This window comes from Tranquillimonas alkanivorans (assembly GCF_900115595.1).
In the GTDB taxonomy this organism is placed as follows: Bacteria; Pseudomonadota; Alphaproteobacteria; order Rhodobacterales; family Rhodobacteraceae; genus Tranquillimonas; species Tranquillimonas alkanivorans.
Window position 1 is genome coordinate 113942 of sequence record NZ_FOXA01000006.1, and the last position, 21603, is coordinate 135544.

At 65.6% G+C, this 21603-nt stretch carries 22 protein-coding genes; 15 read left to right on the forward strand and 7 right to left on the reverse strand.

Features of this window, described 5'->3' with window-relative positions; all coding sequences use genetic code 11:
• The first annotated feature begins 154 nt into the window (after positions 1-154).
• On the forward strand, positions 155-301 hold the full coding sequence (locus tag BM162_RS22755) for a hypothetical protein (protein WP_177215112.1): 147 nt from the start codon (positions 155-157) through the stop codon (positions 299-301).
• Positions 302-422: 121 nt separating this feature from the next.
• On the opposite strand, the gene BM162_RS09450 is transcribed toward BM162_RS22755, so the two are convergent.
• Both BM162_RS09450 and BM162_RS09455 read right to left on the reverse strand, forming a co-directional pair.
• Positions 423-1445 carry a response regulator gene (locus BM162_RS09450; RefSeq protein ID WP_143096133.1) on the reverse strand — a complete coding sequence of 341 codons (1023 nt, stop codon included), beginning with the start codon at positions 1443-1445 and terminating at the stop codon, positions 423-425.
• Between the two features lie 195 nt (positions 1446-1640).
• Positions 1641-3074 (reverse strand): sensor histidine kinase, encoded by a 1434-nt coding sequence (locus tag BM162_RS09455; protein ID WP_093420897.1) that lies wholly within the window; start codon positions 3072-3074, stop codon positions 1641-1643.
• A gap of 372 nt (positions 3075-3446) precedes the next feature.
• Here BM162_RS09455 and BM162_RS09460 point away from each other — a divergent pair, with 372 nt between their 5' ends.
• The 8 genes from BM162_RS09460 (at position 3447) to BM162_RS09495 (ending at position 10851) form a co-directional block, all read left to right on the forward strand.
• Complete coding sequence (locus BM162_RS09460; protein ID WP_093420900.1) at positions 3447-4283, forward strand: acyl-homoserine-lactone synthase; 837 nt, start codon at positions 3447-3449, stop codon at positions 4281-4283.
• Positions 4284-4403: 120 nt separating this feature from the next.
• A complete protein-coding gene (locus tag BM162_RS09465; protein ID WP_093420902.1) occupies positions 4404-7250 on the forward strand; it encodes a monovalent cation/H+ antiporter subunit A in 2847 nt (948 codons plus the stop codon).
• Position 7251: 1 nt separating this feature from the next.
• Positions 7252-7587: a Na+/H+ antiporter subunit C gene (locus tag BM162_RS09470; protein ID WP_093420905.1), complete on the forward strand. Its 336-nt coding sequence runs from the start codon at positions 7252-7254 to the stop codon at positions 7585-7587.
• Entirely contained in the window at positions 7584-9116 is a 1533-nt protein-coding gene (locus tag BM162_RS09475; RefSeq protein WP_093420909.1) for a monovalent cation/H+ antiporter subunit D, read from the forward strand. Before BM162_RS09470 ends, BM162_RS09475 begins: the two co-directional genes overlap by 4 nt.
• Complete coding sequence (locus tag BM162_RS09480; RefSeq protein ID WP_093420911.1) at positions 9113-9604, forward strand: Na+/H+ antiporter subunit E; 492 nt, start codon at positions 9113-9115, stop codon at positions 9602-9604. Before BM162_RS09475 ends, BM162_RS09480 begins: the two co-directional genes overlap by 4 nt.
• Positions 9601-9870 (forward strand): K+/H+ antiporter subunit F, encoded by a 270-nt coding sequence (locus tag BM162_RS09485; RefSeq protein ID WP_093420914.1) that lies wholly within the window; start codon positions 9601-9603, stop codon positions 9868-9870. Before BM162_RS09480 ends, BM162_RS09485 begins: the two co-directional genes overlap by 4 nt.
• 7 nt (positions 9871-9877) lie before the next feature.
• Positions 9878-10264 carry a Na+/H+ antiporter subunit G gene (locus tag BM162_RS09490; RefSeq protein WP_093420916.1) on the forward strand — a complete coding sequence of 129 codons (387 nt, stop codon included), beginning with the start codon at positions 9878-9880 and terminating at the stop codon, positions 10262-10264.
• Between the two features lie 185 nt (positions 10265-10449).
• Positions 10450-10851, forward strand: a complete 402-nt coding sequence (locus BM162_RS09495) for a response regulator (protein ID WP_093420919.1) — start codon at positions 10450-10452, stop codon at positions 10849-10851.
• A 73-nt stretch (positions 10852-10924) separates the two neighbouring features.
• Here BM162_RS09495 and BM162_RS09500 read toward each other — a convergent pair whose 3' ends face one another.
• Positions 10925-11314 carry an Hpt domain-containing protein gene (locus BM162_RS09500; RefSeq protein WP_093420921.1) on the reverse strand — a complete coding sequence of 130 codons (390 nt, stop codon included), beginning with the start codon at positions 11312-11314 and terminating at the stop codon, positions 10925-10927.
• Positions 11304-12284, reverse strand: coding sequence for a response regulator (locus BM162_RS09505; RefSeq protein WP_177215115.1), 981 nt, complete (start codon positions 12282-12284; stop codon positions 11304-11306). The genes BM162_RS09500 and BM162_RS09505 overlap by 11 nt, the downstream gene beginning before the upstream one ends.
• Before the next feature lie 251 nt (positions 12285-12535).
• Between BM162_RS09505 and BM162_RS09510 the strand changes: the two genes are divergently transcribed.
• Positions 12536-13369, forward strand: a complete 834-nt coding sequence (locus BM162_RS09510; protein WP_143096134.1) for a putative nucleotide-diphospho-sugar transferase — start codon at positions 12536-12538, stop codon at positions 13367-13369.
• 8 nt (positions 13370-13377) lie between these two features.
• Here the strand turns inward: BM162_RS09510 and BM162_RS09515 are convergent, their stop codons facing one another.
• Positions 13378-15225 carry an ABC transporter ATP-binding protein gene (locus tag BM162_RS09515; RefSeq protein WP_093420926.1) on the reverse strand — a complete coding sequence of 616 codons (1848 nt, stop codon included), beginning with the start codon at positions 15223-15225 and terminating at the stop codon, positions 13378-13380.
• 203 nt (positions 15226-15428) lie between these two features.
• Here BM162_RS09515 and BM162_RS09520 point away from each other — a divergent pair, with 203 nt between their 5' ends.
• Both BM162_RS09520 and BM162_RS09525 read left to right on the forward strand, forming a co-directional pair.
• Positions 15429-15923, forward strand: coding sequence for a putative pterin-binding protein (locus tag BM162_RS09520; RefSeq protein WP_177215116.1), 495 nt, complete (start codon positions 15429-15431; stop codon positions 15921-15923).
• Complete coding sequence (locus BM162_RS09525; RefSeq protein ID WP_093420932.1) at positions 15920-17299, forward strand: sensor histidine kinase; 1380 nt, start codon at positions 15920-15922, stop codon at positions 17297-17299. The genes BM162_RS09520 and BM162_RS09525 overlap by 4 nt, the downstream gene beginning before the upstream one ends.
• Positions 17300-17369: 70 nt before the next feature.
• On the opposite strand, the gene BM162_RS09530 is transcribed toward BM162_RS09525, so the two are convergent.
• Positions 17370-18842, reverse strand: a complete 1473-nt coding sequence (locus tag BM162_RS09530; protein WP_093420934.1) for a sodium:solute symporter family protein — start codon at positions 18840-18842, stop codon at positions 17370-17372.
• A gap of 1 nt (position 18843) precedes the next feature.
• Complete coding sequence (locus BM162_RS09535; protein ID WP_093420937.1) at positions 18844-19023, reverse strand: hypothetical protein; 180 nt, start codon at positions 19021-19023, stop codon at positions 18844-18846.
• Between the two features lie 218 nt (positions 19024-19241).
• Here BM162_RS09535 and BM162_RS09540 point away from each other — a divergent pair, with 218 nt between their 5' ends.
• From BM162_RS09540 to BM162_RS22375, 3 genes are read left to right on the forward strand one after another with little or no spacing between them, the layout of a single operon-like run.
• Positions 19242-20462, forward strand: coding sequence for an NAD-dependent epimerase/dehydratase family protein (locus BM162_RS09540; RefSeq protein WP_093420939.1), 1221 nt, complete (start codon positions 19242-19244; stop codon positions 20460-20462).
• Positions 20459-21292 carry a glycosyltransferase gene (locus BM162_RS09545; RefSeq protein WP_093420942.1) on the forward strand — a complete coding sequence of 278 codons (834 nt, stop codon included), beginning with the start codon at positions 20459-20461 and terminating at the stop codon, positions 21290-21292. Before BM162_RS09540 ends, BM162_RS09545 begins: the two co-directional genes overlap by 4 nt.
• Positions 21289-21561, forward strand: a complete 273-nt coding sequence (locus BM162_RS22375; RefSeq protein WP_143096135.1) for an NAD-dependent epimerase/dehydratase family protein — start codon at positions 21289-21291, stop codon at positions 21559-21561. Before BM162_RS09545 ends, BM162_RS22375 begins: the two co-directional genes overlap by 4 nt.
• The last annotated feature ends 42 nt before the right edge of the window (positions 21562-21603 follow it).

Genomic DNA, 21603 nt, shown 5'->3' on the forward strand with positions numbered 1-21603 from the left:
CGCGGCCGGACCAATTCCCGTCAAAGGCGCAATCGTGACTTGCCTTCGCCTTGAGGTTATGGCTGCATGTACCGAGCGGGGTTAGGTATTACTGGAAGTACGGCGCAGGAGGCAGCGGATTGTACCGCTGGCGCCGGTCAACACGGGAAGAGGCATGGTTGAAGCAGTAATTGCATTGATGTTCGTCGTGTTCGGATTTTACGTGATCAAGCGCCTCCAGGTCTTCAAACGCACGCTTGAGCGGCCCGAAGGCCTGGGCCTTTCTGATCCAGCCCCCGGCGCCGACACCAAGACACGTTGAAGGTCGGAATACTCGCTTGGGCGGGGAGCGTCGCCAAAGCAGCATCCGCAACGTGAAAGGCACCGCCCAACTCGGCGGTGCCATTCATTTCGAGGTTGCGCGCTCCCGGCCGCGTGCCGGCCTAGTGGTAGACCCGGAGCGCCGGCTTTATCCGCGCGGCCGACGCGGGAACGATGCGCACGCGCGTCTGCCCGGCGATCTTGAGTTCAACATCCTTCACCGCCGCTTCGATCAACGCCTCGCTGCCGGCTGCGCTTAGGATGCTGCGGCTCTTGACGTCGCTCATCACCACCATAGGCATGATGCGTTCACCGTCGCGGTAGCGCAGGTCCATGTCGTCCAACGCGCCCTGGATCGCGTCGGACAGGCCGTTCTCGAAGACCGGCCGCGCACCGTTGACGGCAAGGATCAGGAAATACCCTCCGCCAGCGTACGAGAAGCGGCAATCCTCCCACGGGAGCGTCTCGGAGATCGCGTCGCCGATATCGGCGAGGAAGTTGAGGTAATCCCGCGACTTCATGCGCGAGAAGATGGCCCCGACCTCGACGATCTTGAGCGCCGCCAGCCCGCCGAACACGAGATCGCGCACACGAAGCTGTCCGACGTAGTTGCGGAAGGCATCGAGGTCCAGGTGGCCCGGCATGTCCTCGAACGACAGCGCGTCCTCGATATCGACGGCAGGCTCGAGATCCTTCTCGCCGACATAGGCGGCAAGCGCCTTCTCGACCTCCTGCTTCGACCGGATTTCGCGATTGAGCCGCAGCGCCATCTGCAGCCGGGCGTTCAGCTCCAGCGTCTCGAAGGGCTTGGTCATGTAGTCCGTCGCGCCGGCCGCGAAGGCGCGGTCGATGTATTCGCGCTCGGACATGGCCGTGAGCATGATGATCGGGCACCGCTTGTACTGCGGCAGCCGGCGCACCGCGCCGCACAGCTCGATCCCGTCCACCTGCGGCATCTGGATATCGAGAAGCAGGCAGTCAAAGGGAACGGCGGCTTCACGGATCTTGTGCAGCGCATCTTCTGCGCTTTCCGCCGTCGTCACCTCCTTGCAGCCCATCGCGGTCAGCGCGAGCTGCAGGACCTGCAGAATGAAAGGGTCGTCATCGACGGCCAGGACCCGCATTTCGAAATCTTCATTCGCCACGTGCGTCTCCACTGCAGCAGTGATGCCGGCGCGCTTCGATTCTTCGGCGACGTACCGGCCTTAACCTACTCTCAATGTTTCGCCTCGGAGTTGGACAGCATTTTGACGGCGCAAGGGTATTCTACGGACTCGAAAGGGCCGGCGCGGTGCCGGCCCTTCCTCGACGTTTCCCGATTCGAAACGGACGCGTCGGTTTTACTCCGCCACGTCGAGCTCAAGCGTGAAGGTCGTTCCGTCGCCATAGACGCTTTCGTAGTCGATGGTCCCGTCGTGCGCCTGCATGATCTGCTGCGCGATGTTCAGACCCAGCCCCGTACCCTGGTACGACCGGTGATCGGACGAATCCACCTGGCTGAACTTGCCGAAAACTCGCTCGCGCGCGTCCTCCGGAATACCGGTGCCCGTATCCTCGACCGAGACTCGCGCGCGCCCGTCCGCCTCATGGACCGCCACCCGCACCGTGCCGCCCTTGTGGGAAAACTTCACGGCGTTTGACAAAAGATTGTTCACGACTTGGGCGAGCCGGCCGCGGTCGGCCCGCACGAACAGTTCGCGACTGGCGGGCTCGAAATCCAGCCGGACATCCGCCTGGTCCGCATAGCCGTCCATCATCCGCACGGCCTCTTCCACAAGGTCGTTGAGGTCGACGCACTGGAAGGAATAGCGCATCTGCCCGCTCTCGATCTTCTGCAAGTCGAGCAAGTCGTTGATCAGGTCCGAAAGCCGCCGCCCGTTCTTGTAGGCGATCTCGACGATGCTCTCGGCCCGCTCGGGCTGCTTGGTGAAAAGCCCCGATTGCAGGAGGCTGAGTGACCCGATGATCGAGGTCAGCGGCGTGCGCAGCTCGTGGCTGACGACCGAGACGAATTGCGACTTCACCTCATAGGCCTTGGTCGCACGGTCCCGCTCGCGCTTGAGCTCGTCGATCCGGTCGAGATTGCTGCGATACATCTGCAGGAAGATGATCGAGCACTCGATCACGAAGAACAGCACGAACCCGACCGTGAACATTCCCATCCACAGGGGCGAGCTCAGCGGCGGGCGGAGTGCGATCAGGTCGGCGGCAGGGATGTAGAGAAACACCGCACCGTACACAACCAGCCGCACCAAAAGCACGCGCGGAAGCTGATGGTTGTTGACCGCGGCGAACAGCCCGGCAGCGAACAGGAAGAACAGGGGCGCGAAGTGCGTCCCCTCTCCTTCGAGGGCAGCGACACTAAGGGTGAAATACGCGACCGCAAGCGAACTCAGAAACGACGTGAGCAGCAGCAGGTTGTGATACCGGCGCACCATGCGCCGCGATCCGCCCACGCGCTTAAGCACGCGCTTGGACAGGATCGTGTCTGCAAGATCCGTCAGCTGCAGAAGCAGGAAGCAGATGATCGCCTGGGTGAGGTCGTAGTATATCGCGGCAAGAAGCCCCGCGCCGATATACATGCCCTGGCGCTGCCAAAAGAGGGCGATACCGCCGGACACGAAGTCCCGCATCTGCGTCTCGAGTCGCTCGGTGGGCACGTTGGCCAGGGACGTTGTTCGGATTACCGAACGGATGGACCGATGCAGCGCACTTCTCGCCGCGCGCACGCCCGAGCTGCCGGGCCGCCGCGTCTGTATGTCCTGACTCGTCATTCAACCACGCTTATCATCCGGTACTACTCTGCTGCACCGCGTACGGTCGGCACTATTGCTGATAGAGATCAAATAAGGAAATGCGGTGGCCCGGTTTGGGTCCCTTTTCAACAACAGCTCGACGGTGCAGGCCAAGATGCCACAATCGCTCCCGGAGGCGCTTGCGAGTGCGCAAAGCTCTGGCACGAGACCTCCACTGCGAGCAGTCCGACAGCCGCAGGATGAACGGGACAAGTTCTCTCACGCCACGGAAGTGTGTCGCTTTCGCCAGCCCTCCAGACTTTCGTGACGTAACACTTTGGCATTTATGTCGTAATTATGGCGTACTACGTCCAACGTACGATCGAGTCTCCTTATGCGGGTGCTGGACAGATGAGGCAGGACGTCATTCGAAACAGCGGTCACGAGGCAGTGACCGCAGCCGTTCCGAAGGGAGCGGCGAGTCCGGATCGCGATCGGGCGCGGGCCAACGTTCTTCCGCAGGGCGGCGAGAGTGCGGACCCAACGCGAAAAAATAAGCGGACGGAGGGCGAGCTTTCGACCGCAATCCTGTCGTTCGAGAACCTGCACCTTCACGGTGAACTGTTCGTAAAGTTCCTCAAGGCCCGCCGCGAGGCCTTCATCGTAAAGAACGACTGGGACCTCAGCGAGGTCAGCGGAATGGAGTACGACCAGTACGATACGCCGGCCAGCCGGTGGATCGTCGTGCACCAGGACGGCGAGGTTCTCGCAGGAATCCGGCTGACGCCCAGCACCACCTACTGCGGCATCTACACCTACATGATCCGCGACGCACAGCGCGGGTTGCTCGATTCGATCCCGCCGAACCTGCTCGACTTCGAAGCGCCGGTGGAACCAGACGTATGGGAATCGTCCCGCGTCTTCGTCGTCGGCGACGTGCCCGCCGCGCTTCGCATGCGCGTTCAGGCGATGATGATGCAGGGCATGATCGAAGCCGCGCGCCAAAGCGGCGGCCGCGTCATCCTTGGCCTCGTGCCCGCCGTCTGGTCGCGCTGGATCGGGCGGCTGAAGCTGCACGCGGTCCCCGCGGGGCCGGTCATCGACATCGACGGCTGGAAGACACAGGTCGCGATGATGACGCTGGACGCCACGGCCGAGGAGGCCGCGGCGATCGAGTCGCGCCTGCGCAGGCAGCCGGTGCCCGGCGCCGCCCGCGCTGCGGGATCAAGGCACGATGCGCTGACCTAGGGGCGATGGCAGGCCAAGAATAATCAGCGACGGCGGGCTTAAGACTTCCGAACCGCAACAGAATGTGCTTTTACGCGCAAGATCTGGTCAACCAGCCCCTATTCGTGCGAATTGAGGCCCATGTCGCTGTTTCTCATCGTCGCCCTCCCGTTCCTCGGTGCGCTGCTGCCCGGCATCATGATCCAGGCCGGCCGCCGGACCTGTGCCATGGCCACCGGCAGCGTCACGCTGCTCGCCCTAATCGGACTTCTGGCCCACGCGCCCGCCGTGCTGCGGGGCGAGGTGATACAGGCCCGGGTCGAATGGCTTCCGGCTTTGGGGATGAACGCAAACTTCTTCCTAGATCCGCTCGGGATGCTGTTCGCGTTCCTGATCCTCGGGATCGGGCTGCTCATCATCATCTACGCGCGCTACTACCTCTCGCGCGAGGATTCGATGGGCGAGTTCTTCACCTACTTGCTGCTTTTCCAGGGGGCGATGGTGGGCATCGTCCTGAGCGACAATATCCTGCTTCTTCTGGTGTTCTGGGAGCTGACGTCGCTGTCTTCGTTCCTGCTGATCGGCTACTGGAAACACACGGCCGAGGGGCGGCAGGGTGCGCGCATGGCGCTGGCGGTGACCGGCATGGGCGGGCTGGCGATGATCGGCGGGATGCTGATCCTCGGCGACATCGCCGGCAGCTATAACATCTCAGACATCCTGCAGGCGCGTGACGCGATCCAGGCCTCGCCGCTCTACGTGCCGGCGCTGCTGCTTATCCTGCTGGGGGCGTTCACCAAGTCGGCGCAATTCCCGTTCCACTTCTGGCTTCCGCATGCCATGGCCGCGCCGACGCCGGTCTCGGCCTATCTGCACAGCGCGACAATGGTGAAGGCGGGCCTGTTCCTCATGGCGCGGCTCTGGCCGGTGCTGTCGGGCACCGACTGGTGGTTCTACATCGTCGCGACGACCGGCCTTCTGACCATGGTGATCGCGGCGGTCATCGCGCTGTTCAAGGACGACCTGAAGGCGCTTCTGGCCTTCTCGACCGTCAGCCACCTGGGCCTGATCACCATGCTGCTGGGCTTCGGCACCGAATTGGCCGCGGTCGCCGCCGTCTTCCACGTGATCAACCACGCCACGTTCAAGGCCGCGCTCTTCATGACCGCGGGCATCATCGACCACGAGGCGCACACACGCGACATCAAGCGGCTGGGCGGCCTGCGCAAACTGATGCCGATCACCTTCGTGGTCGCGAGCATCGCCGCACTGTCGATGGCGGGCATCCCCTTCTTCAACGGCTTCCTGTCGAAAGAGATGATGCTGGAAGAGGCGTCCCACACCACGTGGATCGACAATCCCTGGCTGGTCCCGGTGCTCGCCACCATCGGCGCGATGTTCTCGGCCGCCTACGCCTTCCGCTACATCTTCCACGTCTTCGGCGGTCCGGAGCGTGACGACTACCCGTCGAAGCCGCACGACCCGAACTTCGGTATGTGGGCGCCCGCTGGCTTCCTGGTCATCCTCGTTCTCGTCATCGGCATCCTGCCCGCGCCGATCGAGCCCATCGTCTTCACCGTGGCCGAGGCCGTCATGGGCGCGCACGGCGACGTGCCGGAATATTATCACCTGGCGATCTGGCACGGCCTGACGCCCGCGCTCTACATGTCCATCATCGCCGTGGTCGGCGGTGCGATCCTGCTCGCCCTGCACCGCCCACTGGACCGGGCCTGGCTCGCCGCGCCCCGGCCCGAGGCGAAGGCAATGTTCGACGCCGTCGTTGCCGCCGCCGCCCGCGCGGCCGGCGGCATCACGGGCAGGCTGCACGACGGCACCATGACGCGCTACGCCGCAATATTCGCGGTCACCACGCTCGCGCTCGGCACCCTCGCCTACTGGACCGGCTCCGTGGGGCCGGCGACGCGCGAGATGCACGCGCCCGCCATCGTACCGCTCGTCGGCTGGGCTTCGCTGCTCCTGGCGGCCGGGGGCTTGGTGATGTTCCACCGCCGCCGCCTCCTGGCGCTGGTGCTGATGGCGATCGTCGGCCTCGTCGTTTCGGTCGGCTTCAACTACCTCAGCGCGCCCGACCTCGCGCTCACGCAGATCTCGGTCGAGGTGGTGACGATCATCCTTCTTCTGCTCGCGCTGAACTTCCTGCCTAAGGAAACGCCGGTGGAAAGCTCATCCGCGCGGCGGACACGCGACGGCTTCATCGCCATCGTCGGCGGGCTTGGCGCAGGCGCGCTGTCGCTCGCCCTGATGATGCGCGACTTCGCGTTCCCGACGATCTCGGACTACCACCTCGCGAACTCCTACAAGGGCGGCGGCGGCACCAACGTCGTCAACGTGATCCTCGTGGACTTCCGGGGCTTCGACACCTTCGGCGAGATCATCGTGCTGGGCATCGCCGCGCTGGTCATCTACGCGGCGACCGAGGCGCTGCTGTCCGGACCCGTCCGCGCGCGCCTTCTGGCTTGGAAGAGCGATCAGACCGATGCCGGCGACGCGCATCCGCTGATGATGGTGGTGGCGACACGCCTGATGATGCCCGTCGTGCTGATGGTCGGCGTCTACATCTTCCTGCGCGGCCACAACGAACCCGGCGGCGGCTTCATCGCCGGTCTCGTCGTCGCCATCGGCATCATCATGCAGTACATGGCCTCGGGCTTCGCCTGGGCAGACGCGCGGCAACGCTATCCCTATCACGGGATCATCGGCGCGGGCGTGCTGATCGCCGGGCTGACCGGCATCGGCGCCTGGTTCGCGGGCGAGCCGTTCCTGACCAGCGCCTTCGGCTACTTCCGCATCCCCCCGATGCAGGAGTTCGAACTGGCCACCGCCATGGCCTTCGACCTCGGCGTGTTCCTGGCCGTCGTGGGCGCGGTGCTGCTGTCGCTTGAAAGCTTCGCCCGCATCGCCCGCAAATCGGGCGAGACGGTGCCCGAATACGCAATGGACATCGATCCCTCGCGCGAGGAGGCGTGACATGGAATTTCTCGTCGCCAGCGCCGTCGGCGTGCTGACGGCCGCCGGCCTGTATCTGACGCTGCGCAAACGGACATTCCCGGTGATCATCGGGCTGTCGCTTCTGTCCTACGCGGTGAACGTGTTCCTGTTCGCCTCGGGGCGGCTGGTGGTGAACCTGCCCCCGATCCTGTCGGACACGGCCGCGGGCTACACCGACCCGCTGCCCCAGGCGCTGGTGCTGACCGCGATCGTCATCTCGTTCGGGATGACGGCCGTTCTGGTGGTGATCGCGCTGGCCGCCTTCCTCAACGCCGACGACGACGCCGTCGATACGAAAGGAGACAGCGCCGGATGACCCACTGGACCATCGCGCCCATCGTCCTTCCGGCGATGCTGGCGGCGCTGATCACGCTCGCCGCCCGCAACCACCCCGCCCTTCAGCGCGTCCTGTCCGTGGCGGGCACGGTGACGCTGTTCGTCATCGCCGTCGGGCTCGCCCTGCGCGCCTCGACCGGCGAAATCGCGGTCTACGAGCTGGGCGACTGGCCGGCGCCCTTCGGCATCGTGCTGGTGGCCGACCGGCTGTCGACCATGATGGTGCTTCTGACGGCGACGCTGGCGAACGCCGTGGTGCTGTACGCCATCGGAACCGGATGGGACACGCGCGGGCGACATTTCCACGCGCTGTTCCAGTTCCAGCTCATGGGCATCGTGGGCGCGTTCCTGACCGGTGACGCCTTCAACCTGTTCGTTTTCTTCGAGGTGCTGCTGATCGCGTCCTACGGGCTGATGATCCACTCGGGCGGCACGGCGCGGCTGCGGGCGGGCATGCAGTACGTCGTCTACAACCTGCTGGGCTCGACCCTGTTTCTGTTCGCGCTTGGCACGATCTATGCGGTGACCGGCACGCTGAACATGGCCGACCTGGCCGAGCGGGTCGCCACCCTGCCCGAAGCCGACACGGCGCTGATCCGCGTGGGCGCCACGCTCCTCGCGCTTGTCTTCGCCGTAAAGGCAGCGGTTCTGCCGCTGCATTTCTGGCTGCCCGGCAGCTATGCCAACGCACCCGGCCCGGTTGCCGCGCTGTTCGCGATCATGACCAAAGTCGGCGCCTACGCCATGCTGCGGTTCTTCACGCTCGTCTTCCCGCCCGAGCTGGGCGCGACCGAGGGCATGTTCGGCGCCATCCTGCTGCCCGCTGCGCTGCTCACGCTCGCCATCGGGATGATCGGCATCCTCGGCGCCAAGCGGCTCGACAGGCTGGCGGCCTATGCCGTCATCGGCTCCATGGGCACGCTGCTGATCGCGGTGGCAATCCTGACGCCACAGGCGACGACGGCGGCGCTTTACTACATCATCCACTCGACCTTCGCCTCGGCCGTCCTGTTCCTGGTCGTCGACCTGGTCGTGCAGGGCCGCGGCGCGGCCGGCGCACGGATCGAGGCCGCGGCCCCCATCGCGCGCAACGGCCTTGTCGCGGCGATGTTCTTCACCGCCGCCATCGCACTCGCCGGGGTGCCGCCGCTGTCGGGCTTCGTCGGCAAGCTTCTGGTCATGGATGCCGCGCGCAGCTCCGACCCCGTCTGGACCATCTGGGCGACGATCCTCGTCACATCGCTCATCGCACTGGTGGGCTTCGCGCGGGCGGGCAGCACCGTGTTCTGGAAGACCGCGCAGCTTGACACGGCCGAGGCCGATCCGGCCGGACCCGCCGGCTCGACCGTCCTGCCGCTGGTGTCGATCGGGGGCCTGCTGACGCTTCTGGTCGGCATCACGGTGCTGGCCGGCCCGCTGACGGAATACGTGGGCGAGACGACGCGGCAGCTCTATTCTCCGTCGCAGTATATCGACGCCGTGCTGACGACCGATGAGGTGGCGAAATGATCCGGCGCCTGCTTCCACATCCCTACCTGACGGCGCTGCTGACGGCCGTCTGGATGGTCCTGCACAACAGCCTGTCGCTCGGGGCGTTCGTCGTCGGTCTGATCCTCGGCCTGTTGATCCCGGTCTTCACCGCCGCCTACTGGCCGAAGCGCCCGGCGCTGAAGAAGCCGCTGCGCATTCTCGAGTATGTCGGCATCCTGCTCTGGGACATCCTGGTCGCGAACATGGTGGTCGCCGCCACGATCCTGTTCAAGAGCAACGCGAACATCCGCAGCACCTGGGTTGCCATCCCGCTCGACATCCGCACGCCCGAAGCGATCACCGCGCTCGCCTCGACCATCACGCTCACGCCGGGCACCGTGTCGGCCGACCTGTCGAGCGAGGGCAGCACCCTGCTGGTCCACTGCCTCGACGCGGAAGACCCGGACGAGGTTCGCGACCAGATCAAACAACGCTACGAGCGCCGCCTGAAGGAGATATTCGAATGATCTTCTACGCCCTCCTCTTCGCGTATGTCTGCATCGCGCTGTCGCTGCTTCTGGCGCTCTGGCGCCTGATCAAGGGACCGAACACCATCGACCGGGTGCTCGCGCTGGACACGATGATCATCAACGGCATCGGCCTGATCGTCATCTACGGCGTCAGCACGGGTTCGAAGACGTATTTCGAGTCGGCGCTCATCATCGCGATGCTCGGCTTCGTCTCGACCGTCGCCTACGCCCGCTTCATCCTTCGCGGCAACATCATCGAGTGAGGCTGCCATGATCCTCGACATCCTCATCGCCGCGGCGCTCGTGATCGGCAGCGTCTTCACGCTGGTGGGATCTTACGGTCTCGTGAAGCTCGACCGCTGCATGGCGCGGTTGCACGCGCCGACCAAGGCCAGCACGCTTGGCGTCGGTGCCCTGCTCATCGCGTCGGTCCTGCACTTCTTCGCCACCGAAGACGGGTCCCTGCACGAGATCCTGATCCTCGCCTTCCTGTTCGTGACGGCCCCCCTGACGGCGCACTTCCTCGCCAAGTCGCACATCCACTGGAACACCGAGGAAGGCCGCCTGCCGGATCCGCCCGAAGGCGAAACGTGGGCCGTTCAAGCCCCCGCCGAATCGCCGCTCGAGGACGGTGACAGCACCAAGCGGCTGATCTGATTCCCGGCAGGGCGGCGCATCGGCCACACCCATGCATTCGTGCAACCTCAGAAATGCGCAGGCGGGCTCCTGTACTTTTATGCACCTCGATTCCGTGTATGGGTGACGTCCGAGCAGCGGGAATGTCCGGCGCCAGCGCTTGCGTGCGGTGCGACGAGAGCCAGTGACGGGAGGATGGTCGACAGATGACTCAGCTCAAGAGGATCCTTCACATCGACGACGACGACGACATCCGCGAAATCGTCGGCATCGCGCTGAGGGACGTCGGGGGGTTCGAATTGGCGCAGGGCTCGGCCGGGAAGGACGCCGCCGGCATCGCGCGCGACTTTCGGCCCGACCTGGTGATCCTCGACATGATGATGCCCCACATGGACGGTCGCGCCACGCTCGAGGCACTGCGCGCCGAGCCGGGGCTCGAGGACGTGCCGGCCATCTTCATGACGGCCAAGACCGGCGGAGAAATTGACGGCGTGGCGGCGGATTCGGGCGCGATCGCTGTGATCACGAAACCGTTCGACGTGATGACCCTGTGCGACGAGGTGCAGGACGCTTGGAGCCGCTGCGGCGAAGCCCGCCGCGCCGGCTGAGGCCGGGCTCGACGAAGAAGGCGCCGATCCGCTGGACCGACGCCTTCCCGCGTCGCCGAGATGAGGGAAAACCTCAGGCGGACTGCTTAACGGCTTGGGTCGTCCGAAGTACCGTGGAGATGGCGCGGTTCAACACATCGACATGGCGCACGGCATCGGTCACGTCCGGCCCCGGGTCTTTTTCCGCAAGCATCCGGCCGAGGATCGAATCGGTCCGCGCCGCGATGTTGCCGAGAGCCGGATAGCCCAGGGCTCCGGCTATGCCGGCGATCCGGTGCGCCTCTCCCTGAAGTTCCCGCAAATCAGACGCTTCGGCCGAGCCGTCCCTGAGCCGGTGTAGCTGCGTCTCCATCCGCTCGCGCCCATCGGCGAGCCGCCGGATGAACTTGGGTCGCAGCAGGGCCGGCAGCTTCGACATCTCTGTTCCGTCCATCATGCCGCTCGCGTCGTTCTCAGCCAACATTTGCAGCCCGCGAATGCACCACCGACAGGAAGGAGCGCTTCGGGCGTGTCGCAACTCTAGCGGACTCCAGCGCTTCGTAAATAATCGTTGTGGGCTGGCCGCCGAAAAACAGCGGCTTGCTCGCCGGTTTTCCCATCACGAGGCTGATGTTGCACGGACGCCCGTTCTCGTATTCCAGTTCGAGCCCGTCGATGGAGTCCTGGATCCGGGTCAGGAGCTGCGGGTCGAGCGCCGGCGAGGTGCGCTGGGTCAGGCAAACGAAACTGCCCGATCCGGCATAGCTCATCAGGAATTCACCGTGCTTGAACTGCTCCGAGATGCACTCGGCCACGTCAGTCAGCAACAGGAACAGCTCGGACGGGCGCGACATCGCATAGACGTAGTCGAATTCCTCGATCCGGAACGCCACGGCCGCAGCCTGGTACTGGTCGGCCCGCGGCAGCCGCAACAGGTGGTTTTCCAGCATCACCTGGTCGACCACGCCCGACACGTCCTCGATCTGGATCGGCTGATCGGGGGCGAAACGACTGGTCCGCTCAAGTTCCTGCTTCATCGACTGGATCGCGAAAACCTTGTCGGAAACCGCACGCTGCTGCTCGATCCGCTCGCCCGCGAGGCGCAGGCGCGTTGTCAGCTCGAACGGGTCGAACGGCTTGCTGATATAGTCGTTGGCCCCCGCGGTGAACGCTCGCTCGACGAACGAGCGTTCTGTCATCGCGGTGATCATGAGGATCGGCACGTCGCGATAAGCGTCCATCCGACGAATACGTGCGCACAATTCGATGCCGTCCATCTCGGGCATCTGGATGTCGAGCAGAATGCACTGGTACGGCTTGAGCGCCGAATCGAGCAGGCGTAGCGCCTCGGGTCCGGATGACGCGAGCGACACGTTCTCGTAGCCCGAGGACTCCAGCGTCGTCTCCAGCAGCTCCAGCAGGAGCGGATCGTCGTCTACGGCGAGGATCTTCATTCTGGCCGACCTTTCTTTACCCCAACAACCGGCCGGGATCGCACGGATCCGGCCCCCACGGGAGACAGGTTTGCCCCGCAACTGGGCGGAACTGTGGCGGGCTGACGCCCATTCGTTGCTAATTCTGTATCGCGAGCGGGTGGCAGCCGCGTCACCCGGACGCATCACCGGGGCGGGCGTCGCACAGCCAGTCCGTGACCCCGCGGAACCACCTACGGTAGAGTGGACACAGCAACTGATTCGGGGGATGCATGACGGACGGCGTGCTTTATGTGGCCAAAGGTGCCGATTACTTGGACCTGGCCGAACAATCAGCACGGTCGCTGAAGGCGCACAACCCGCACGTGCCGGTGGATATCTTCACCGACCGCGCACCGGTTAGCGGCATCTTTGATCGCGTGCATACAATTCCCGCGGGCCGGTCGCCCAAGCTTGCCTCTCTCGGACGGTCGCGCTTCACGCGCACGCTTTACCTGGACTGCGACACGCTGGTTTGCGCGCCGCTCGCGGACCTGTTCGAGGTTGTGGAGCGCTTCGATCTCGCCGTAGCACACGATGTCCGCCGCACCTCGGGCTTGATTCAGCAAAGCCATTCCGAGCGGCCGCCATATGCCTTCCCGCAGATGAATGCAGGGGTGCTGCTCTATCGCTCCAGTGCCACCGTGCTGGCGTTCCTCGCGGAATGGCAAAGCCGGCATGCCGAGGCCGGACACGCGCGCGACCAGATCACTTTCCGCGATCTTCTATGGTCCTCCGACCTGCGCTTCTACGTGCTCCCGCCCGAGTTCAACCTGCGCCGCGTCACCGTCCTCGACGCCTGGGAGCCGCTGGATGCCCGCCCGACCATAATCCACTCGCACCGCCTGCTCCAACACCTGCGCGGCCACGACGAGCGACTGACAGATCTTGCCGCCATCCTCGCCGCCGAGCGCGAGGCTCTGGCCGAGGAATGGGCGGCTTCGGGCATCTGCCCGACCGATAACCCGGCCGAACGCTTTCACCTCGCCGAGAGGTTCGCGCCCCAAGACGTGGCGCCGAAAGCGCCCGCGAAGCCGAAGGCGCCGCTTAAACAACCGGCGGAATAAACCCCGGATCAGGCAGTTTCGGTCGCGGCGCCATCGGCGATGAAGCCGCCGGACTGCCGCTCCCACAGCCGCGCGTAAAGTCCGCCCTTCGCCAGCAGTTCGCCATGTGGTCCGTCCTCGACCACCCGTCCCTCGTCCAGGACGACGATGCGGTTCATCCGGGCGATGGTCGACAATCGGTGCGCGATCGCGATCACCGTCTTGCCCTCCATCACCTCGTAGAGCGTCTCGAGAATTGCAGCCTCCACCTCGCTGTCGAGCGCCGAGGTCGCTTCGTCCAGCACGAGGATCGGTGCGCCCTTCAGGATCACGCGCGCGATCGCGATCCGTTGGCGCTGTCCACCCGACAGCGTCACTCCGCGCTCGCCCACGACGGTGTCATAGCCGGTGCGGCCCTTCACGTCCCTGAGCCCCAGGATGAAGTCATGCGCCTCGGCTCGTTTCGCCGCGGCGATCATCTCGGCCTCCGTCGCCTCGGGCCGACCGTAAAGCAGGTTGTCCCGGATCGAGCGGTTCAGCAGCGACGGATCCTGCGTCACCACGCCGATGTTCCGCCGCAGCGATTCCTGCGTCACCTCGTCCACCCGCTGCCCGTCGATACGGATGCAGCCGCCCTCCGGATCGCGGAACCGCAGAAGCAGGTTTACCAGCGTCGACTTGCCCGCGCCGGACCGGCCGACCAGTCCCACCCGCTGCCCGCCCGGCACCTTGAGGTCCACATGCTCGAGCCCGCCCCGCGCCTTGCCGTAGCGGTGGTGCAGGTTCTCGAAGCTGATCGCGCCGCTTGCGACCCGCAGCGCCGGCGCCCGTGCGCGATCCGTCACCGTGTGCGGGACCGAGACCGAGCGCAGACCTTCGCGAACGATGCCCGCGTTCTCGAACAGCCGCGTCGCCACCCACATGATCCAGCCGGTCATGCCGTTGAGCCGGATGGTAAGCGCGCAGGCCGCCGAGACCTGCCCGAGGGTCGCCGTGCCCTGCGTCCAAAGCCAAACCGCCGGGCCGACGACGCCCAGGATCATCAGCCCGTTGAGCGCGTTCATCCCCAGCCCCAGTTCGGTCATCAGCCGCCGGAACCGCTGCGCCCGCTCCCGCACGCGGCGCATGCCTGAGAGGGCATACTGTGCCTCGCTTTCGCCGTGGGAGAACAGCTTCACCGTCTCGATGTTGGAATAGGCGTCGACCACCCGGCCGGTCACGTCCGACCGCGCGTCGGACCAGGTTTCCGAAGCCTCGGTGATCCGCACGACCATGCGCCGGACGTAAAGGATGTAAAGCACCAGCCACGCCGCCAGCGGCAGCCCGAGCCGCAGGTCGATCTCGCTCAGGATGAGCGTGGCCGAGACGACGTAGACGAGCGCGAACCAGATCGCCTCGAAGCCCGAATAGAACATTTCCTCGACGGCCTTGCCCATCTGCATCACGCGGTTGGTCAGCCGGCCGGAGAAGTCGTTCTGGAAGTAGGCAGGGGCCTGGCCCAGCAGGTGGCGGTGGGATTGCCACCGGACCTGTTCCTGGATGTTCGACGATAGCGTCTGGTCGAGGAACAGGTGATTGAGCCCGATGACCAGCGGCCGGACCAGCAGGACTAGCAGCGCCACAACCGTGACCTCGACCGCGTGCGCGGCCCAGAAGTCCGCGGGTCCCTCTGCCGCCATAAGGTCGATCAGGCGGCCGCCGTAGAAGATCAGGCCGCACTCGACCGCCGCCTTCAGGAAGCCCGCCGCCCCCATCCAAGGCAGCCAGCGGCGGTACGGGCGAATCTGCGCGCGCAGATAGCGCAACAGGTCCGACGGCGGCACGGACGGCTCACGCGGCAGGAACGGGTCGACTAGGTTTTCGAAAAGGCGGAACACCGCGCTCCTCCACACCTGCGTGAACTCGCATAATTTGAAACAACCATAGATTTTATCCGCGATTGTGTATAACGGCAACTCTCCAAGGTACGGTCCTTTTGGACCGATGACTTCATGGACAAAAGCGGAGATAAGCGCCGAAGTCGCCGGCGCTGTCCGGCTCTGCAACAGAACCCTGAATGGAAAGGATGTCGAGGCACGACATGACACGTTTCCTGACCGCTCTTTCGCTCTATGCCGCGCTGCTGCTTTCCGCGGCCGGCGCATCTGCCCAGCCCGTGCTGACGGTGACCGTGGACCCCGACGACGCGTCCCGGGCGACGGAATACACGGCGGACGAGCTACTCGCGCTCGAAAGCGTCGAGGTGACGACCGACAACGACTACCTCGAAGACGGCCCCGCGACCTTCACCGGACCGCTCCTGCGCACCCTCCTCGCTGACGCCGATCTCGAACCCGGGGACGAGATCCAGGTCGCCGCGTTGAATGACTACCGCACGAGCATACCCGCCGAGGACGTTCTCGACTACGACGTCATCGTGGCGGTGCTCATGGACGGCGAACCGATGTCGGTGCGCGACAAGGGGCCGTTCTGGGTCATCTACCCGATGAGCGACAATCCGGAGCTGCAGGAGCCGAAATTCAACGACCGGCTAATCTGGCAGCTTTCGAAGGTGGAGCTCACGCAACCGGAATGAACGGGGGATTCAAGGTCTTCCGCTGGACGATCGTGTGCACGGTGCTGTTCGCGCTGTGCCTGATCGCTGTCGGGCTCGTCCGGCTGCAATCCAGCCTCGACGAGATCTCGGAAACCAAGCGCGCGGGCCCGATGTGGATCGCGAACCAGATGGAGTTCGAGCTGCTGCGCTTCACCGAGGCGCTGGCACGGTTCTCCGGCGGCAGCCCGGAGGTCACGCCAGACGATCTGCAGTTCCGCTTCGATATCCTCTGGAGTCGCCACAACCTCGCCGAAACCGGACAGGAAGGCATGCCCGCCGCCGCCGGTGCGCCCGAGGCGCAGGTGCTCGACCGCCTGGGCGATGAGCTCAGGCAACAGGAGGACGCGGTCTTATCGCTGTCACCGGGCGACGCGCCCGAGGCGGCGCGGCTCTACGACATCTTCGCCGCCTACAGCGAGGACGTGCACGAATACACGCTTGCCGCGAAAGAAGAGCAGGCACAGATGGACTTCGTCGCACGCTCCGACCTGATTTCGCTGTCGCGGGTGATGGTCTATCTCAGCGTCGGCATGGGGCTGGCTTCGCTCCTGCTCGCCGTGCTGTTTCTGGCCGAGACGCGCTTCCACCGCCGGCTCGCGCGGGAAAAGGCCGACCTGCTCGAACAGGCGCAAGAGGCATACCGCGCCAAGTCGCAGTTCCTGGCCACGGTCAGCCACGAATTGCGCACTCCGGTCACCTCGATCAAGGGCACGCTGGGCCTGATGAAGGGCGGGCTGCTGGGCGAGCTGCCGCCAAAGATGGCGCGTATGGTCGACATCGCACACTGTAACAGCGACCGGCTGGCCGCCATGATCAACGACATCCTCGACTTCGAGAAGTCCGAGTCGGGCGAGCTGAACTACAGCTTCAAGCCGGTCACGCTCGCCTCGGTGGTGCGAGAGGCGATCGAAGCCAACCGCGGCTTCGAGGCGCGGCAGGGGGTGACCATGACGGTCCCCGCACTCGACGAGGACGTGCAGGTCGAGGGCGACACGTTCCGGCTGGTCCAGCTGGTGTCGAACCTCCTGTCGAACGCGCTGAAATTCTCACCAAGGGGCGAGCGGGTCGAGGTCACGGTCGACCGCACCGGCGATCGCGCGCGGATCGTGGTGCGCGACTTCGGCAGCGGGATCTCGGAAAGCTTCGCGTCCAAGGTGTTCGATCGCTTCACGCAGGAGGATTCGTCCAACACTCGCAGCGTCGGCGGCACCGGGCTGGGCATGAGCATCTCGAAGGCCATCGCCGAGCGGCACAACGGCCGCATCTTTTTCGAAAGCGAGGTCGGCAAGGGCACGACGTTCTACGTCGAACTTCCGGTCCTCGAGGCAGGCCGGGCGCAGGCGGCCACCGCCTGATCCCGCAACCGCATCGCCTTTGCCGCCGGTCGCTGCGTCGCCAGAGGAGACCGGCCGGAGCGCCGGGCCGCTACCAGACGCGCATACGCGCAAGCTCCTCCTGCAGCGCCCCCTTGAAGTCGAGCGCGCTGTCCCGCGGCTCGGTCACCAGGCTCACGCCCACGAACAGCGCCACCGTCACGCCGACCACGGTCAGCGCCAGCGCCGGGTCGAAGACGCTCACCCCCGACACCATCGCCATCCAGATCGCCGTAGCCGAGCCGCCGATCAACGACGCCAGCACGCCCCACGCCGTCCCGCCGCGCCAGAAGAACGCGCCGACGATGGCGGGCACCGTCACGATCAGGCCGGCTGCCGACAGCGCCGCCAGCTGATCCACGATGCTGGCCTGCCGCACCGCGAAGATCGCGGCGAACAGGATCACCAGCACCACGATGATGCGCCCGACGAACACCTGCCGCGCGTCGCGCCCCTCTTCCTGCCGCATCAGGTCGCGCGCCACCATCGACCCCAGCGTCAGCGCGATGGAGTCGAGCGTCGAGACCGCCGCCGACAGGATACCGATGATCAGCAGCAGGCTCACGATCACCGGCACCGCGCCCGAGCGCAGCAGCGCCGGCGTGGCGCTCGCCGGATTCTCGAGCCCCGGCGCCAGCACCAGCGCCGCGAGGCCCCAGATCACCGCGACCAGCGTGAAGACCAGCCCGAAGCCCAGGACCCACAGGATCATCTTGCGCATCTCGCCCACGTCGCGGACCACGAACAGGCGCTGGCTCACCTGAGGGTTCGACAGGGGAAAGAAGAACCACGGCAGCGCCAGCGCGAGGAAGGTCGGCAGGCTCCACAACCCCGGCCCCGGCACGTCCAGCCACGCCGGGTTGTCAGTGCTCAGCCGCTCGATGAACGTACCCACGCCGCCGATGGCCGAGATCACGAAGCCAACCGCCAGCAGGGCCGACACCAGCATCACCGCCGCCTGCCCCGCATCCGTCCACGCGACCGAGCGTAGCCCGGCCACCAGCGTCCAGAAGATCGCCAAGAGCGCGCCCACGGTGATCGCCGCCTCAAGCCCGATCGCCCCGCCGGTCACACCGGAAAGCAGCAGCCCGATCCCCGCCATCTGCGTCGTGCAGTACGGCATCAGGAAGATCAGGCTGATCACCGCCACCAGCCGCGCGATGTTGCGGTCGCCGTAGCGCGCGCCCAGCATCTCGGCCGGGCTGATGAAGCCCCATTTCTGCGCGGCCAGCCAATAGCGCGGCCCGAACACGATCAGCAACGTCAGCCCCGAGAAATAGATCAGTTCGAACCCCAGCGCGCCGACGCCGCCGCGATAGGTCAGGCCGGTCAGCACCACGAGCATGAAGGCCGAGTACGTCGTCGCGGCATAGGACAGCCCCGACACCATCCCGCCGATGCGGCGTCCGCCAAGGTAGTAGTCCACCGCCGTGCCGGTGTTTCCGCGCGCGGCAGCGAAGGCGACGATGCCGCCGATGACGGCGAAGACCGCGACCGCGCCCCAGACGAGGAAGGGAGAGATCATGTCACGCCCTCCACCGCGCGAATCCCGCGACGATCAGCGCGATCACCGCAACGCCGAAGCCGCACCAGAAGACGAAGACGTCCAACGGCGCCGGGCTCTGCGACAGAATGTTGTAAGGCACCGCGATGCCCTCGACGATGGTCAGGCCCACGACGGTGAGCCATAGCCGGAAACCCTTCATGTCACGCCCCTCTCGCCCCTCTTTCGGCCGACACCTACTGACGCCACGGAACGCCCGCAACAGCTAGTTGCCCTGCCGCGCACGACGGCCCGGCGGTTCGTCGCCGCGCCGCGGCACTTCCCGTTGCGACCCTGCGTAAACCGTGTAGCTTGCCCCCGTCGCACGGGTGTCACCTCGGACGGCCAAACAGGGACAGGCTTCGAGCGGAAGGAGAGACGATGAAGATCGCGATACTGGGCGGGGACGGCTTCGTCGGCTGGCCTACGACACTGCACCTGTCAGACCTGGGCCACGAGGTTCACATCGTCGACAACCTCTCGCGCCGCTGGATCGACACCGAGCTGGGCGTGCAGTCGCTCACGCCGATGGACTCGATCCAGGAACGCTGCCGCATTTGGCGCGAAGTGACGGGGAGGCAAATCCACTTCCACCTGATCGACCTCGCGAAGGAATACGAGCGGCTCAAGGGCTGGCTGGCCGAGCACCGCCCCGACGCCGTCATCCACTTCGCCGAGCAACGCGCCGCGCCGTACTCGATGAAGACAGACCGTCACAAGGTCTATACCGTGAACAACAACACCAACGCTACGCACAACCTGCTGGCTGCGCTGGTCGAGACGGACATCGACGCGCACCTCGTCCACCTCGGGACGATGGGCGTCTACGGCTATTCCAGCGTCGGCGCGGCAATTCCCGAGGGGTACCTCGACGTCGATATCGAAACGCTCGACGGCAGCAAGGCGCAGCAGGAGATCCTGTATCCGACGAAGCCCGGCTCGGTCTATCACATGACCAAGAGCCTCGATCAGATCCTCTTCCAGTTCTACGCCCAGAACGACGGCCTGCGCATCACCGACCTGCACCAGGGGATCGTCTGGGGCACACACACCGCGCAGACCCGCCGGCACGAGCAGCTGATCAACCGCTTCGACTATGACGGCGACTACGGCACCGTGCTCAACCGCTTCCTGATCCAGGCCGCGATCGACTATCCGCTGACGGTCCACGGCACCGGCGGCCAGACCCGCGCCTTCATCCACATCCAGGACTCGGTGCGCTGCATCGAACTCGCGCTTGGCGACGCGCCGCAGGCCGGAGAGCGAGTGCGCATTTTCAACCAGATGACCGAGACGCACCGCGTCCGCGACCTGGCGAAGCTGGTATCGAAGCTGACGGGCGCGAAGATCGCCTGGCTGCCGAACCCCCGGAAGGAGGCCGAGGAGAACGATCTGGTGGTCCGCAACGACCAGTTCCTTGCGCTGGGGCTGGAGCCCACGACGCTGGCCGAGGGGCTGCTGGAAGAGGTCGTCGAGGTGGCGAAGAGATACGCCCACCGCATCGACCGCAGCCGCGTGCCTGCCGTGTCGGCCTGGACGCGGGACCTTGCGCAGAAGCTGAACCGCGACCCCGAGGGCAAGGCGCTTAAATCGGTGTCATGAGCGGCCTGAGACCCGTACGCGAGGCGCGCAGCGACTGCGCCTACGTCACGCTCGTCACCAACGCCGACTTCGCGCTCGGAGCCGGGGCGTTGCTGCGCTCGCTGCGACTGAGCGAAACGCAGGCCGACCTCGTCGTCCTGCACACCGGCGGGGTGGAAGAGGCCAGCCTCGCCCCCCTTCGCGAACGTGGCGCGCGGCTGGTGGAGACGGACCTTCTGCCGACCTCCGACGCCTTCAACACTGCCCACGCCCGCGATGCACTGCACGGGGCAGCCCCCTTCACCAAGGGCGAGAAACCGGCCTTCCACACCCCGCTCGACAATTTCGCGAAGCTGCGGCTTTGGCAGCTCGACTATGACCGGGTGGTGTTCCTTGACGCCGACACGCTTGTGCTGCGCAACTGCGACCGGCTGTTCGATTACCCGGAGTTCTGCGCCGCGCCGAACGTGTATGAGAGCCTCGCCGACTTTCACCGGATGAACTCCGGCGTGTTCACCGCGCGTCCCTCTCAGGCCACGTTCGACCGGATTTTCGCCGAGCTCGACACGCCCGGCGCGTTCTGGCGGCGCACCGACCAGACCTTCCTGCAGCATGCGTTCCCCGACTGGCACGGCCTTCCGGTGACCTTCAACATGCTGCAATACGTGTGGTTCAACCTGCCCGGGCTCTGGAACTGGGACAGCATCCACATCCTGCACTACCAGTACGAAAAGCCCTGGCAGAACCCGCATCCCAAGGCCGACCGCCTCGCGCCCCTGATCGACCTCTGGCACGCCTACGCGGGCGACGGCCCTGTTCCCGCGCTGTCCGAGCTGCCCGCCCCGGCATGAAGGTCGCCGTCACCGGAGCCACCGGCCTCGTCGGACACTGGGTCGCCGCCGACCTGCTCGAGCATGGGCACAACGTCGTCACCCTGGGCCACACCCCGTCGGCGCACCCAACGGCGGCCCACTTGCCGTACGTTTTGGGCGACGTCCCCGCGCTGGAGGGCTGCGACGCGGTGGTGCACGCTGCTTTCCACCACGTCCCCGGCCGCTATCGCGGCGGAGAGGGCGACGGCCCTGTTCCCGCGCTGTCCGAGCTGCCCGCCCCGGCATGAAGGTCGCCGTCACCGGAGCCACCGGCCTCGTCGGACACTGGA